The organism is Paenibacillus terrae HPL-003, assembly GCF_000235585.1.
Classification (GTDB): domain Bacteria; phylum Bacillota; class Bacilli; order Paenibacillales; family Paenibacillaceae; genus Paenibacillus; species Paenibacillus terrae_B.
Genome location: NC_016641.1, coordinates 5,414,062 through 5,428,371, shown reverse-complemented (window position 1 = coordinate 5,428,371; position 14,310 = coordinate 5,414,062). Strand labels below are relative to the sequence as shown.

General features: G+C 44.6%; 11 protein-coding genes and 1 tRNA gene. 9 read left to right on the top strand and 3 right to left on the bottom strand.

The features are described 5' to 3' along the window. Positions 1 to 18: 18 nt before the first annotated feature. Positions 19 to 92 (top strand) — tRNA-Ile (locus HPL003_RS24120). Between the two features lie 254 nt (positions 93 to 346). On the opposite strand, the gene HPL003_RS24115 is transcribed toward HPL003_RS24120, so the two are convergent. Beyond that, positions 347 to 679 carry a hypothetical protein gene (locus HPL003_RS24115; RefSeq protein WP_014282410.1) on the bottom strand — a complete coding sequence of 111 codons (333 nt, stop codon included), beginning with the start codon at positions 677 to 679 and terminating at the stop codon, positions 347 to 349. Between the two features lie 288 nt (positions 680 to 967). After that, entirely contained in the window at positions 968 to 2,464 is a 1,497-nt protein-coding gene (locus HPL003_RS24110; protein WP_014282409.1) for a GDSL-type esterase/lipase family protein, read from the bottom strand. Positions 2,465 to 2,643: 179 nt separating this feature from the next. Between HPL003_RS24110 and HPL003_RS24105 the strand changes: the two genes are divergently transcribed. Beyond that, on the top strand, positions 2,644 to 4,905 hold the full coding sequence (locus tag HPL003_RS24105; RefSeq protein ID WP_014282408.1) for a helix-turn-helix domain-containing protein: 2,262 nt from the start codon (positions 2,644 to 2,646) through the stop codon (positions 4,903 to 4,905). Between the two features lie 31 nt (positions 4,906 to 4,936). On the opposite strand, the gene HPL003_RS24100 is transcribed toward HPL003_RS24105, so the two are convergent. Then, positions 4,937 to 5,821 (bottom strand): carbohydrate ABC transporter permease, encoded by an 885-nt coding sequence (locus tag HPL003_RS24100; protein WP_014282407.1) that lies wholly within the window; start codon positions 5,819 to 5,821, stop codon positions 4,937 to 4,939. Between the two features lie 268 nt (positions 5,822 to 6,089). Here HPL003_RS24100 and HPL003_RS24095 point away from each other — a divergent pair, with 268 nt between their 5' ends. From HPL003_RS24095 to HPL003_RS24065, 7 genes are all read left to right on the top strand, one after another. Continuing rightward, positions 6,090 to 7,055: an ABC transporter permease gene (locus HPL003_RS24095; RefSeq protein WP_014282406.1), complete on the top strand. Its 966-nt coding sequence runs from the start codon at positions 6,090 to 6,092 to the stop codon at positions 7,053 to 7,055. Positions 7,056 to 7,076: 21 nt separating this feature from the next. Continuing rightward, complete coding sequence (locus HPL003_RS24090; protein ID WP_014282405.1) at positions 7,077 to 7,700, top strand: YesL family protein; 624 nt, start codon at positions 7,077 to 7,079, stop codon at positions 7,698 to 7,700. Positions 7,701 to 7,728: 28 nt separating this feature from the next. Next, positions 7,729 to 9,249, top strand: a complete 1,521-nt coding sequence (locus HPL003_RS24085) for an extracellular solute-binding protein (RefSeq protein WP_014282404.1) — start codon at positions 7,729 to 7,731, stop codon at positions 9,247 to 9,249. Between the two features lie 203 nt (positions 9,250 to 9,452). Next, positions 9,453 to 10,814 (top strand): glycoside hydrolase family 28 protein, encoded by a 1,362-nt coding sequence (locus HPL003_RS24080; protein WP_043922493.1) that lies wholly within the window; start codon positions 9,453 to 9,455, stop codon positions 10,812 to 10,814. Between the two features lie 24 nt (positions 10,815 to 10,838). After that, on the top strand, positions 10,839 to 11,723 hold the full coding sequence (locus HPL003_RS24075) for a dienelactone hydrolase family protein (RefSeq protein ID WP_014282402.1): 885 nt from the start codon (positions 10,839 to 10,841) through the stop codon (positions 11,721 to 11,723). Positions 11,724 to 11,748: 25 nt separating this feature from the next. Next, a complete protein-coding gene (locus HPL003_RS24070) occupies positions 11,749 to 12,753 on the top strand; it encodes a pectinesterase family protein (RefSeq protein WP_014282401.1) in 1,005 nt (334 codons plus the stop codon). Then, positions 12,719 to 14,296 carry a glycoside hydrolase family 43 protein gene (locus tag HPL003_RS24065; RefSeq protein WP_014282400.1) on the top strand — a complete coding sequence of 526 codons (1,578 nt, stop codon included), beginning with the start codon at positions 12,719 to 12,721 and terminating at the stop codon, positions 14,294 to 14,296. The genes HPL003_RS24070 and HPL003_RS24065 overlap by 35 nt, the downstream gene beginning before the upstream one ends. Positions 14,297 to 14,310: the final 14 nt, after the last annotated feature.

Below are 14,310 nucleotides of genomic sequence, written 5' to 3'. Positions count from 1 at the left end.
ATATACATATTTTTTTGAGGGCCCTTAGCTCAGTTGGTTAGAGCGGTCGGCTCATAACCGATTGGTCGGGGGTTCGAGTCCCTCAGGGCCCATTTCCTCAAAAACCCTTGCGTAGCAAGGGTTTTTTGTTGTCTTCATCCTCTTTTTAATTCTATGAGGGAATGGGGAGTGAGAAGCCAAAAACAGAAAATTGACTTGAAGAGGTAAACCCTCCTTATTGTATAAGGAGAATTAAGGAGTGAGGTAATGAAAACATTGGATGGTCTCTAGCGTGAAAAGTAGGATTATAGTCCATAAAAAAACACTGTCCTAATAAACGGACAGTGCTTTCTTTACCGCTTTTTTCTTAGGACACTTTAACGGTATACACCATTCTCAATTTACCGTTACCTCCGTAAATCTCAACTCTTGCGTTCGTTGCAGTGGTGGTTGTAACCACGCCGGATGCGGAGACTGTGACATTTCCACTCGCCACTTTATAAGTATCCCCCGGGTAATTTGACAGTGCATAGGAATAATTTCGCGGCAGCGTAGCAGTTCTGTAGTAAACTCCGTTAACTTCTACAATAGGCGTAATTACCGGCGAAGGACCTACTGCTGCGGACGCACTAGGGACGATGATACTGCCAATTAGCCCCAAAGACATTGCTGTTGTTAATAGGATTTTCTTAGTATTCATAAAAATTCCTCCTGTTGTATGATATGGGCTCCTAAAATATACCATGTAAAATTGTCGGTTTCACTTTATTCGACAAATGTTGTCAAAATAATACAACAAAACGATTCTAAAGCCCTATAAGATACAAAAGAATTAAAATATAACAATTAAAGGGTTTTGATTTTAAATGACCGTACTTTTGAACTATTCTCTATAGCTGGATAATCTTTGACCTAAACGGAATAAAAAACGGACATCGGAGGAGGCTCCAAGTCCGTTTTTGTGCTTGTATCCTTTGGTTCTGGATGATCAGTTGACAAGTTGGTGCGCAAATCTCTCACCGCTGTCTGGATTCCTTTCTAGCATACATTGTTTTAATGCAGGCAGTTCCGCACACTGACGAATGGCTTCCGCTACAAGCTGGGCGATCTGTCTTGCTCCTTCGTCAGAAAAATGAGTATTATCCGTTACGCCAGCGGGGTAATTCGGATGCATTTTTTCAGGCAAATGCATAAATAGCTGCTTGGATCCTTCTTCTCCCAGGGTACGATAAAGCTGCTGAGAAGCTTTAAAAATATCGAGCAGCGGTGTCCGTGTTTCCTCGGCGACTCGTCGCATCGCTGCGGGATAAGCACCCACAGCAAGCGGATCAGGTTCTCCGTCTGCAGTAAAGCGGCGGCGGCTTACAGAGGTCAACAGCACTGGGATTCCACCACGCTCCCGAGCAGATTCGATACATTGGATTAAGTTTTGACGATAGTCTCCGTCAGGATCGGTATAGCGGTTGGGATCTTCCTTCTTCTCATCGTTGTGTCCAAATTGAATAAACAGATAATCGCCAGCTCGAAAATCCTTTTCAATATGAGCCAATCGACCTTCCGCTATAAAAGATTTAGTGCTTCGTCCATTCACAGCCCGATTGTCCACATGAACAGACGGACCAAAATGGGATTGCAAGTATTCACCCCAGCCTGTCATCGGTTTTTCGGTAGCTCCTTTTTGGGCAGCGGTGGAATCACCAGCGATAAACAGTTGAGTTGTGACCCGCTGCCCTTCCGTAACATAGCTATGTTTTTGGAGCCACTTTTCCGCAAGAGCGAGCCATTGCTGGCACTCGCGGTTATCTTCAGCCAGTCCCAAGCCGTGTCGCCCTTCCTCAAACACATGCAGCTCAAATGAAATGCCTTCTCTGGATAATGCGGAAGCCAGCAACAAGCTGTTTTCGACCGGAACAGTGGCGTCATTAGCTGTTGTCCAAATAAAAGTTGGAGGGGTCTGTGAAGTCACTTGTTGATCGGATGAAAAGGCGTCAAGCTGCTCCTGTGCCGGCCGTTCACCTAAAAAATGAGTGCGGCTTCCGATATGCGTATAAGGGTCATGAAACGAAATCACGGGGTAGCCCAACAGCAGAAGATCGGGTTTTTCCGCTCCTCTGGTGGCGACGATGGAGGCCAAGTGCCCGCCTGCTGAAAATCCAACCAGACCGACTTGCTCCGGAACCACTTGCCAGTCTTTGGGCGTTTGTCGAATCCACCTCAGGGCATGTTCCACATCATCTAGCAAGGAATCGACCTCAAAGTCTCCGACTTGATAATGCAGCACACCTGCATGAATACCTAAATCATTCAACCACCGAGCTATTGGTTCTCCCTCATGTGAAGCCAAGTGCTCGTAGCCGCCACCGGGCAGTACCAATATAAAAGGGCGAGCTTCATGGGCCACTGCTGGATAGAGGGAGAGAAAGGAAGTGTCTGCCGGAAATTCTTCTTTTACAATCTGTTCTTTATAACTAACAACATGTAACATAAGGTACCTCCAAGTTCCTTTTTTGAATTCTGTAAGCTATTTAACATTTCTGCTTGAAGAGTGGGGTAAAGTCCCAGGTTTGTTTTTTAAATAAATGCACACGTGAAAAAAATGATTTAAACCTTGTTATGAAAGCGCTATAATTTTGGTGAGATACAAAGAACCAAAGGGGGAGCGCAATGAAAAAAGGAAGAATGTTCTACACCATTTTTATTACGATTCTGATTTTGGGAATAGGGTTGGTGGCCAGTTTCGGCAGCTACATCTATTTTACAACAATTAGCTCGGTTGTGGAGAGAGTTTCCAACAGTAAACAAAGCTACATGACGCAGATCAAAAACAGTCTGGAGCAGAAAATCCAAACCATTGAATACGCTTTCAATACCTACAGTACAACCAGTTCATTTGATGAAGTCGTAAAGCATCCCATTACGGAAAAAGATTTTGTGGCGTATCGGAATGTGAATACGCAACTCAATTATATTGCTACGATGGGATTAGAAGGAACGGAATATTCACTGATTAGTCTGGATCAGAATTGGAAAATCTCCAATGGGAGCCTGTCTTATTTGACGAAAACAGAACGAGAGAGGCTATATAAAACCTATATCGACCATCAGGATAAGGGACTATTCTGGATTAAAACAGACAAGGGAATTCGTTTTGTAAATACGCTGCCTGTATTCTCCAAAAAGAAGCAAGCCATTGCTCTGTCGGATATTTCGTTGCAAACGTTAAATCGTACAATTCAAGCAGAGGATCACACAGCCGTTATTATTCTGAATAAACAAGGCGATTTAATGTACGAAACCGAGCCCGTTGAACAATTATTATCCACCCAGCAGCTTCAGCACATTTCAGAGGCTGCGGCTACACCCGACAATTCAGGCATGTTGACATTGGAAAAAACGAAGCATCAGCCTGCTCAGCAGGTCATTTATGCCAAGTCAGCTTATAACAACTGGACTTATTTAACCGTATTGGATAAAAAGGAGATTTCGAATGCGTTCCAAACGACCAAATTTGGGATCATCACGATGGTAATTGTACTTATGCTCTTGATTGTGGTGGTGGCGTATATCATAGCCGTCTATTTTACAAAGCCATTCCAGCAAATTAAACGCAGCTTGCCTAAGAATCCCAATTTTTCGTTCAAAAATGAGCCTTCCAAAAATGAAATTGACTGGATTATTGATTCTATTGACAGCATTGTAACGGAAAAGGAAAGCCTGGAAAGTCTCATTCAGTCCGAAATGCCACAGCTTGAAACCCAATTGATTCTTAACCTGTTCCGCAAGCGTATTACAGCAGAGGAACTGGCGCGAAAAATGCCACGTTTGGGTTATCCGAAACTGGAGAATCAAATGTATATTACCCTGTTGATCCAACTGGATAATCTGGGAGATCGGGAGCCCTCGGATAAGGACGTTTTGCTGCTGGCTATTAACAAAATCGTAGAAGAGACCATACCAGAGCAGCAGCGAATGCTTCCCATCATTTTGAACGATGACATCCAGGCGACCATTTTAATGTTTACTGGAAAGAACGAACAGGAAATAAACAAGCAAGTACTGGACGATGCCGCCCTTTTGATTCGAACTGTAAAAGAGTATTTGAATGTATCCATCAGCATTGGCATTAGTAAGTCGTATGACAATTTGTTAGAAAGCAAGGAAGCCTGTGAGATGAGTAAGCAAGCCTTACACCACCGTTTAAACTTAGGCAAAGAATCCATTATATTTTATGAAGACATTTCCACGGTCATTTCAGGCCCGGTGCTGCTTCATTATCCGACGGAAATGGAATCGCAGTTGTTTGACGCCATACGAATAGGAGATGAAGAGCAAGTACGACTTACCGTACATTCCTTATTGACAGAAATAATGACCAAGAACAATCATTCCATGAACTTTGAGGTGCTGTTGGTTCGGTTTGTGAATAACCTCATTCAATTGGAGCAGCTGCTAGGGATCGAAGTGCTGCTGACGCAGAACAATCATGCGTTGTACCATCGACTGCTGGACATTCGTAATCCGGAAGAGATCGAGCGTATGCTGGTGGAGCAAGTCATTTCCCCTATGGTAAAAAGTATGAAGGAGAAGACCAACCAGCAATTCCGCTGTCTCTCCGAGAAAATTGCCGCCATTATCCGAGCTGAATATGATCAGGAATTGTCACTGGAACTCATTGGGGACCGTCTTCATTACAATCCCAATTATTTAAGCAGTATTTTCAAAAAAGAATACGGAACGACGTTCAGTGAGTATCTAATGGGCTATCGGTTGCAAATGGGCAAAAAGTGGCTCATTGAAACGGATATGACGATTAAAGAAATCGCCGAGCGATTGCAATATCATAATCCGCAGAACTTTATCCGTTCTTTTCGAAAAAAAGAACAGGTCACGCCCGGAGCATACCGTAAGATGAAGCAAGCGAATTGAGCTGAAATTTCTCTGGCAATCGAGGGGCAGCTTATCCTTTTACCGCCCCTAATAATGCCCCTTTAACAAAGTGTTTTTGCACAAATGGATACACAATTAGCATAGGAACAGTTGCAATTACAATCACTGCCATCTTAATCGTCTGCGCAGGTGGGATGACATCCACAGAGGTTCCTTCTGCCTGCATACCACTGGAGACGATAACAATTTGGCGAAGCAAGACCTGAATGGGCCATTTGGCGGAGTCATTGATATAGAGAATGGCGTGCATATACGTATTCCAGTAGGCTACCGCGTAGAAAAGTGAAATGGTTGCAATAGAGGGCATAGCTAACGGTAGCATAATTTTAAAGAAGATGCCAAAATCGTTGCAACCGTCCATCTTGGCCGATTCCTCCAGATCATCCGGCAGCGCCTGGAAAAAGTTACGCATAATAATCAGGTTAAACGCATTAATGGCCACGGGAAGAATCAGGGACCAATACGAATTGATGAGCCCCATGCTTTTTACAACCAGGAAGGTTGGAATCATCCCCCCGCTAAACAACATGGAAAACACTACAATGAAGTTAATCGTATTTCGGCCAAGTAGATATCTTCGGGATAATCCATACGCCATAAAAGCAGTAAAGATCATACTCACCACGGTACCAACTACAGTCACTCCAACCGAAACCCCTAGTCCTCTGAAAATCGTTGGGGTCGACAGGATATACCGATATGCATCCAAGGAAAAAGTGACAGGGAACAAAATGAATTTTTTAGCTACCACTTCTTGGGTTGAGGCAAAAGAGCTGGCGATGATATTCAGAAAAGGCAAGAGACAAGTGAGGGCAATGAGAATTAATAACGTACTGTTTACGATGGTAAAAATACGACTGCCCAGCGATTCTTTTTTTAGTGATGTTTGCGCCAAGTGTTTGACCTCCTCGTAATCGTTTACATGTAGACTGTACCAAGAGGGCGGAATTCCGTATATAATCAAATCTTGAGGTGTTCTCCTAAGCATGGAAAAAAGAGGGTAATCATTAGGTTGTGTAGTAATCATTATGTAAGGTGAAAAGGCGGAAAGTAGGCTATGTATAAGGTTTTGTAAACGCTATCATTTGATGATTATATGCGTAACGCCAAAAATCACGTACTCTTGAAAACGTATACAGGAACGTTTGAAGGAGGTCGAGCTAATGAAAGTTTCAAGTGTCCCGTCACCGAACATGAAACCGAATATGAAAAAGAACAACAGAACGACGGAAAATCTTTTACGTATGCAAAAACATAAGTTGCTGTACCTTATGGTTTTACCCGGGCTAGTGTACTTCATTATTTTTAAGTATTTCCCTATGGGCGGCTTGGTCATTGCGTTTCAGGATTATCAAGCCTTTCTGGGAATCACGGGTAGCCCGTGGGTAGGAATGAAGCATTTCATTCGTTTATTTACCGAGCCCACGTTTTTCATGTTATTACGTAACACCCTGGTTTTGTTTGTGCTCAACATTGTGATCTTCTTTCCATTACCGATCATTTTGGCATTGATGCTGAATGAGGTTAGGAAGCTTGTTTTTAAAAACATCATCCAAACGATTATCTACATCCCGCACTTTATGTCATGGGTCATCATTGTTTCGATTTCTTATGTATTTTTAACTGTAGACGGCGGGGTACTGAATGAAATGATTGCTGCACTAGGCGGTGAGAAGATCAGCTTCCTAACTTCTCCGGCATGGTTGCGTACCGTTTATATGGGGCAAGTAATCTGGAAGGAACTCGGCTGGTCTACCATCATTTATCTATCAGCGATTACAGTCGTGGATACGCAACTGTATGAGGCAGCAGAAATGGACGGTGCCGGACGTCTCCGAAAAACATGGCATGTCACCTTGCCTGCGATTCGCCCAGTCATTATTACGTTGTTAATTTTGAAAATTGGCAGCACGCTGGATTTGGGATTTGAGCATATGTATCTGCTATTGAACTCACTAAACCGCGAGGTTGCCGAAATCTTTGACACCTACATTTATACTGCGGGCTTAAAGAATGGGCAATTGAGTTTTAGTACGACGGTAGGACTTTTTAAAGGCGTGGTGGGATTAATTCTGATCATGGGCTCCAATCGACTGGCCAAGAAATTTGGTGAAGACGGCGTTTACTAATGACGACGGGAAGGATGCGGAATGGTACGGTTTGTAGAAAACATGAACAAATGGTGCATGCGCCTGCTCCGGCTGGTTTACCTTAATTTGCTGTGGACAGTTGCGACGATCCTGGGCCTGGGCTTTATAGGTGTGGGACCTGCAACTGTCGCTATGCTCAGTATTTTAAGGCAATGGATTCGGGGGAATGAGGAGGTCGTCATTTTCTCCACGTTTGTACGTTACTTTAGAGAAAGCTTTAAAGAAGCCGCGATCATTGGAGCAATTTACAGTCTCGTGGGCTACGTGCTCTATGTGGATATCGTCAATGTCACGTCCTGGTATGTTCGCGTAGTGACGCTTATTGGAGCCTTTTTGTACCTCATCTCCTTGGCGTACATTTTCCCTTTACTGGCTCATTATGATTGGAAAGGGATCAAGCTGAAAATCAGAATGTCCGTGGTGATTGGGTTTTCGTATTTACAATATACACTTGTTCTTTTTGTTGCTATTGTCGCGCTTTTTACGTTGATTCTAGGCTTATACCCAGGAATTCTGACTTTTGCCGGAGCCAGTATCATCGGTTATCTCGTGATGTGGATGACACATCAGGTGTTTAGCAAAATAGAGCGAGAGGTTCGGGTGAAAGAGGAAGATATGGCATGAATATACGATCAGAAAAGGAGCAAACACAATGAAAAAAGGGATCACGATGAAAAAGGGAGTATCGGGCCTTCTTGCCGTACTTATGGTCATGAGTGTTTTTTTAGCTGCTTGTGGTGACAAGGGGGCAGAGGATCAAAGTAGCCAAACCTATGATCCGAAGTCCAAACTGGAATTTACCTGGTTAAACGTATTGCATACAGCTTCGCCACCTACCGAAACGATCAAAAGTAAAATCGAAGAATACACCAATTCCAAAATCACCTTCAACTGGGTGCCGGATGCTTCCAAGGAAGAGAGAATCACCACCGCACTAGCTTCAGGTGAATTGGCTGATATAGTGACTCTGACGATGATGACAAATTCCTCAGTGCGCAGTTCATTGAAATCAGGACTATTCTGGGATGTAGGAAAATATTTAGATGATTATGAAAATTTAAAAAAGATCCCGTCTGAAGTGCGGGAAGCGGCTTCCATTGAAGGGGTGCTGTATGGAGTCCCGTTCCAGAAGAATCTGGCTCGGGCGGGTTTGGTCATTCGTCAGGATTGGCTGGATCGCTTAGGTCTGAAGGTGCCGACGACACTAGATGAACTGTATGAAGTAGCGAGAGCGTTTACAGAAGATGATCCGGATGGGAATGGAAAAAATGATACGACTGGGTTTGTTGATAGATCGGATTTACGCTATAGCAGCTTCAAAACTTTAAGTTCCTACTTTGGCACACCTAATGGCTGGAAAGTAGATGAAAGCGGAAAGTTTACGCCGGAATTTGATACTCCTCAATATATGGAGACCTTAAAGTATTCCCAAAAGTTATACAAAAACGGATACCTCTCTAAAGACTTTGCTGTAACCGCCAAAACGGACCAGCAGCAACAATTCGCTCAAGGTAAAGCAGGTATTTATACAGGGATGATTGATATCTCTAATCTCAGAACCTTATCCCAAGGCTTACAAAAAGGATTGAAGCTGGTACCCGTTAACAAGATTTCGAATGGAGATGGTAAGTACCACGTATGGTCTGAGGGAAGCGGGGTAGGTGGTTTGCTGGCATTTCCTAAATCCGAAGTAAAGACGGAAGCTGAGCTGAAAAGACTGCTGCAATTTGTAGATGATTTAATTGACAAAGATGTATATATGTATATGACCGGCGGTATTGAAGGCACTCATTATAAAATCGAAAAAGATGGAGCCTTCAAAATAACGAATACAGATTTGTGGCAAGCAGATGTTCAGCCGTTTTCAAGCTCCAGACCAAGTGAAGTGACCTATAACTTAAAAGATGCCAATCCGGAAAAGGAACTGGCTAATGAATTAGTCCGAGAAAATAACAAATTTGCTGTGCTGGACCCAACGGTGCCCCTGGATTCGGTCACGGCTAATGAGCAAGGAACAGAGCTGGAGAAAATCATTACCGATGCCTCCTTCAAATTTATTATGGGTGAGCTTGATGAAGCAGGATTTAAAGCAGCCGTAGAAAACTGGAAAAAATCCGGTGGAGAGCGGATTGCTGTTGAGTATGAGGAAGCGTATAAGAAATCGAAAAAATAAGGATATAGGTTGAACATCAGTGTACATGAAGTGCCATTACACAGGCGGATGGTGCTTACCATCGCTATTGTCCCCGGATTTCTTGAACAATGTATTGGATGTAAAAATCTGGGGGCAAAGGCGGCCGCTGACGCTTGTTCAGCGCCTTTCCGCCTATAAATTATTTTCGTATTCACAAAAAAATGAAGACAGGAGAGAACGAGATGCAAGTGTATAACATTGTAGATTATGGAGCACCTCAGGATGGTACGACGTTGGCAACAGGGGCGATTGCGGCTGCGATTGAAGCGGCTAGCAATGCCGGGGGAGGAACGGTTTTTGTTCCCTCGGGTACGTATCTGACAGGCGCTATCTTTCTGAAAAGTAACATTGAGCTGCATTTAAGCCCCGGTGCAATTCTTTCCTTCAGTACGGATTTGGTTGATTATCCTGTAGTAGAATCCAGATGGGAAGGCGTTCAGCGAGAAGTACATGCGTCGTGTATTTATGGGCAGAACCTAGAGAATATTTCAGTTACAGGCAGCGGAACGCTGGATGGAAATGGTCAACCGTGGTGGGAAAAGCATCGGAAGCATCCCGAGGAGTTACAGTACCCTAGACCCAAATTAATCAGCTTTGACCGTTGTCAGCGGGTCACCATTAAAGATGTCATGTTGAAAAATTCCCCCAGTTGGACTGTAAACCCCATCGCTTGCTATAACGTTACGATTGACAATGTGTCCATTCTTAACCCGACGGATTCCCCCAATACGGATGGCATTAATCCCGAATCCTGTTCCAATGTTCGTATTAGTAACTGCAATATTGATGTGGGCGATGATTGTATTGCGATCAAAGCAGGAACTGAAGATACACAGGAGAGGATTCCTTGTGAAAATATAACGATTACCAACTGTACGATGGTGCATGGACATGGCGCTGTCGTACTGGGAAGCGAGATGAGTGGAGATATCCGTAATGTCACGATCAGCAATTGTGTGTTCAAGCAAACGGATCGGGGCATCCGCCTGAAATCAAGACGGGGACGCGGCGGAATCGTCGAGGATATTCGTGTTAGCAATATTGTGATGGAAGATGTGATTTGTCCATTTATTCTGAATCTCTATTATTTCTGTGGACCTCGGGGCAAAGACAAATATGTCTGGGACAAAAATCCCTATCCAATTACCGATGAAACGCCTTGCTTTAGACGGATTCATTTTTCCGATATCACGGCACGACAGGTTCATGCGGCTGCTGGATTTTTATACGGACTTGCAGAACAATATATTGCTGAAATTACATTTTCCAATATTGATATTTCTATGGCAAAAAATGCGATTCCCGGCCGTCCTGCCATGATGACAGGGATCGAAGACATGAACAACCGTGGTTTTTATTTAGGCAATGTTAGAGATATCCGTTTTCAACAAGTGACCATTGAGAATCATGAAGGACCTGCTTTTTATATTGAAAACGGGGAAGGCGTTGAAGTCAACCGTTGTCATTCGAAAAATACAAACCAACCTGAAAAGCTGATCGAACAAGTGACGATACAACCTTCCGAACAAAATATTTTTAATTAGAAAGGACATGGAAGGAGGGAAAACGTGGATAAGCTGCAAGCATTATTGGGAGATCTTCCAGCAGATCGACCCGTTACAGCCACCCTGCTAAACCAAGAGGAGCAAGAGGGATACCTACTGGAATCTCTCCTGCTGGACATAAACGGAATCGAGCCTGTGCCAGCTTATATAGCCACACCATTAGAAGGAAACGGTCCGTTTCCATTGGTCATTTTCAACCATTCGCATGGGGGCAATTATACGAATGGACGCAAGGAATTTATCCATAGCAGCTCTTACTTGCAGCAGCCCTCATTTGCCAAAACCCTGACAGACATGGGCTATTGCGCTTGTTGTATTGACATGTGGGGCTTTAATGAACGTGGGGGCAAAACCGAAAGTGAGCTGGTAAAGGAAATGCTCTGGCAGGGCCAAGTGCTGTGGGGCATGATGCTGTACGATAACCGTCGTTTGGTGGATTATATGTGCCAGCGAGAGAATGTTGATGCTTCCCGCATCGCAACGATTGGCATGTCGATGGGGGGCCTGATGGCGTGGTGGCTGGCAGCGTTAGATGAGCGGATACAGGTCACCATTGATATTTGCGGACAGGTAGATGCTCATACGCTGATCGCCAAAAGGGGACTGGATCACCATGGCTTCTATTCCTATGTCCCCGGCTTGCTTAAGCATTTTACCACGCTGGATATTCAAAAGCGGATTGTTCCTCGTCCACGAATGAGCATAACAGGCCAAAATGACCGAATGTGTCCTATTGAGGGGGTCGAGCATTTGGCGAAGGGATTGCTGGAAGCTTACCAGGAAGCAGGCCACCCTGAACATTGGCAGCCTGTGATTGCAGGTGGCGGGCATATGGAAACCTTGGAAATGCGAACGGCGTGGCAGTCATTTTTAGCAGAATATCTGTAATTCCAATGAAAGGATTGGGGCAACCATGCTGGTAGGGAAAGAATCCTTTTGTGATTTTCATACGATTCAGGAGGCGATTGCTGTATTGGAGCAGTCGCCTTCTAACGAAATGGAAACGCTGTATATTTTATCGGGTACCTATGAGGAAGAGGTGCGAATTTACCGTTCGTATCTTCATATCCTAGGCATCGGACAGGTAGACATTCGAATGCATCGATATGCCAAGGAGCGGGATGAGGCAGGGGAGGAAATAGGGACCTTTGCGACTCCCACTTTATTTTTAGGCGGTAGCCATCTGATTTTGGAAAATCTCACGATTTCCAACACGGCCGGACAGGGGAAAGCCATTGGGCAGGCGGTTGCCGTATATGCTCATTGTGATAAAACGATTTTTAGAAATTGCACCTTTCGCGGGCATCAGGATACGTTATTTACAGGCCCGTTGCCTCCGGCACCGAAAGAACGGCTAAAGTTTGGCGGCATCCATTTGAAAGAACATCATGCCCACTATCGCCAGCTTTATCAGCAATGTTATATCGAGGGAACGGTAGACTTCATTTTTGGTGGGGCTACCGCTTATTTTGAACATTGCGAAATTCGCAGTTTGCGCCATCATGAGAACCAAACGAGCTACGTTACAGCCGCCTCTACTCCCCAGGGACAAGCGTATGGCTATGTATTCAATCATTGCTACTTAACCGCAGTCCCTGATATTACCCTGGTGTTTTTGGGGCGTCCGTGGCGTGAGTATGCCAAGACCGTATTTGTGGATTGTAAAATGGGCGAACATATTGATCCACGGGGTTGGGACAATTGGGACGATGCTGCAAATGAGAAAACGGTTTGCTATCAGGAGTATGGTGTATCCGATGTTGCCTCGTTGCGTAGGAAGCGAGTTTCGTGGGCGGGTTGTTTTGAAGCAGGAGCAGAAGCGTGGAGCAAGGAGCAGGTTTTTGGTGGAGACACTTTTTGGAAGCAAGGAGGAGTAATTTCTCATGATGATCCAAAATCCCATATTAAAAGGCTTTAATCCCGATCCGTGTATTGTACGAGTCGAGGATACTTACTATATTGTCGTGTCATCGTTTGAGTGGCTGCCGGGAGTACGGGTGTATCAGTCCAAAGATTTGGCCCAGTGGGAGCATTGTACGGATATTTTGACCGATCAGGTTGATTTAAAAGGAAATCCGAAAAATTGCAGCATTTGGGCCCCGCAGCTGAGCTACGCGGATAACCTTTTTTATCTGCTCTATACAGATGTGAAAAGCACCAAGCGTCCGTTCAAGGACGTTCGTAATTTTGTGATGACAGCGCCTGCGATCCATGGACCGTGGTCGGACCCGGTTTATCTCAACAGCAGTGGATTCGATCCGTCTTTATTTCACGACGAGGATGGACGTAAATGGCTATTGAATGCATTGTGGGATTATCGCATGTTGGACAGCAATAAATCTTCAGGTATTGTTATGCAGGAATACGATAGCAGGCGGCAACGACTTATTGGCGAGCCTGTGAAAATTTTTGATTGCACGCCTTTGAAAAAGACAGAAGCCCCTCATATCTACAAGCAAAACGGATATTACTACCTTATTACAGCGGAAGGTGGAACAGGTACGGGACATGCGGTAACCGTAGCCCGTTCGAAGCAGCTATCCGGGCCTTATGAAGTAGACCCGCATAATCCGATGCTTACGTCACGCGATCGTCCTGAATTCCCTTTACAATGTGCAGGACATGGCAGTCTTGTGCAGACACCAGATGGCGATTGGTATATGGCTCATTTGTGTACTCGTCCGTTGGAAGGGAAGTATGCCATTTTAGGGCGAGAAACGGCCTTGCAGCATGTGTACTGGAATGATGAAGGCTGGCTGCGATTAACCGCAGGGGGCCATACGCCGCAATTAGAAGTGCCTGCACCTATCGGAACAACTTTCTCGGCAGAGCAGAAGCACAGCTTTATATTCGAAGACTTTTTCGAGGGGCCCGTTTTAAATAAAACGTGGAACACATTGCGTATACTGGCGGATGACCGTTGGTGCTCACTGAGCCAGCGTCCGGGCTATCTTCGTATTCTGGCTGGAGAATCCATTCAAAGTCTGTTTCAGCATCACGTGCTTGCCATTCGGCAAACCGATCATCATTTTCGGGTAGAAACGGCACTGGAGTATCAGCCTATAAGCTATTTGCAAATGGCGGGGCTTCTGCTGTATCTCAATGATGAAAATTTTTTGTATGCGTATGTTAGCTATGAAGAGGGGCAAGGAAAAGTGCTGCGCATGATGAGATGTGAAGCTAATTCATTTACGTTAGTTCCTCAAGCGATTACGCTTCAGGACGATCTTCCTGTACAATTGGCCGTAGAAGTCCATGAATCCCACGGGCAATTTTATTATGGAGTCGGGGACGAACCTGTCTGGACGCGACTTTTTGAAATGCAAAATATCAGCTTTTTGTCAGGAGGATTTACAGGGAATTTTGTAGGGATTGCCGCCCACGACATGCAACAATTTCAAGGCAGCTACGCTGATTTTAGCCACTTTCTGTATCATGGACAAGATCATCTCTCCTCTTAAAGCAACAATATAAC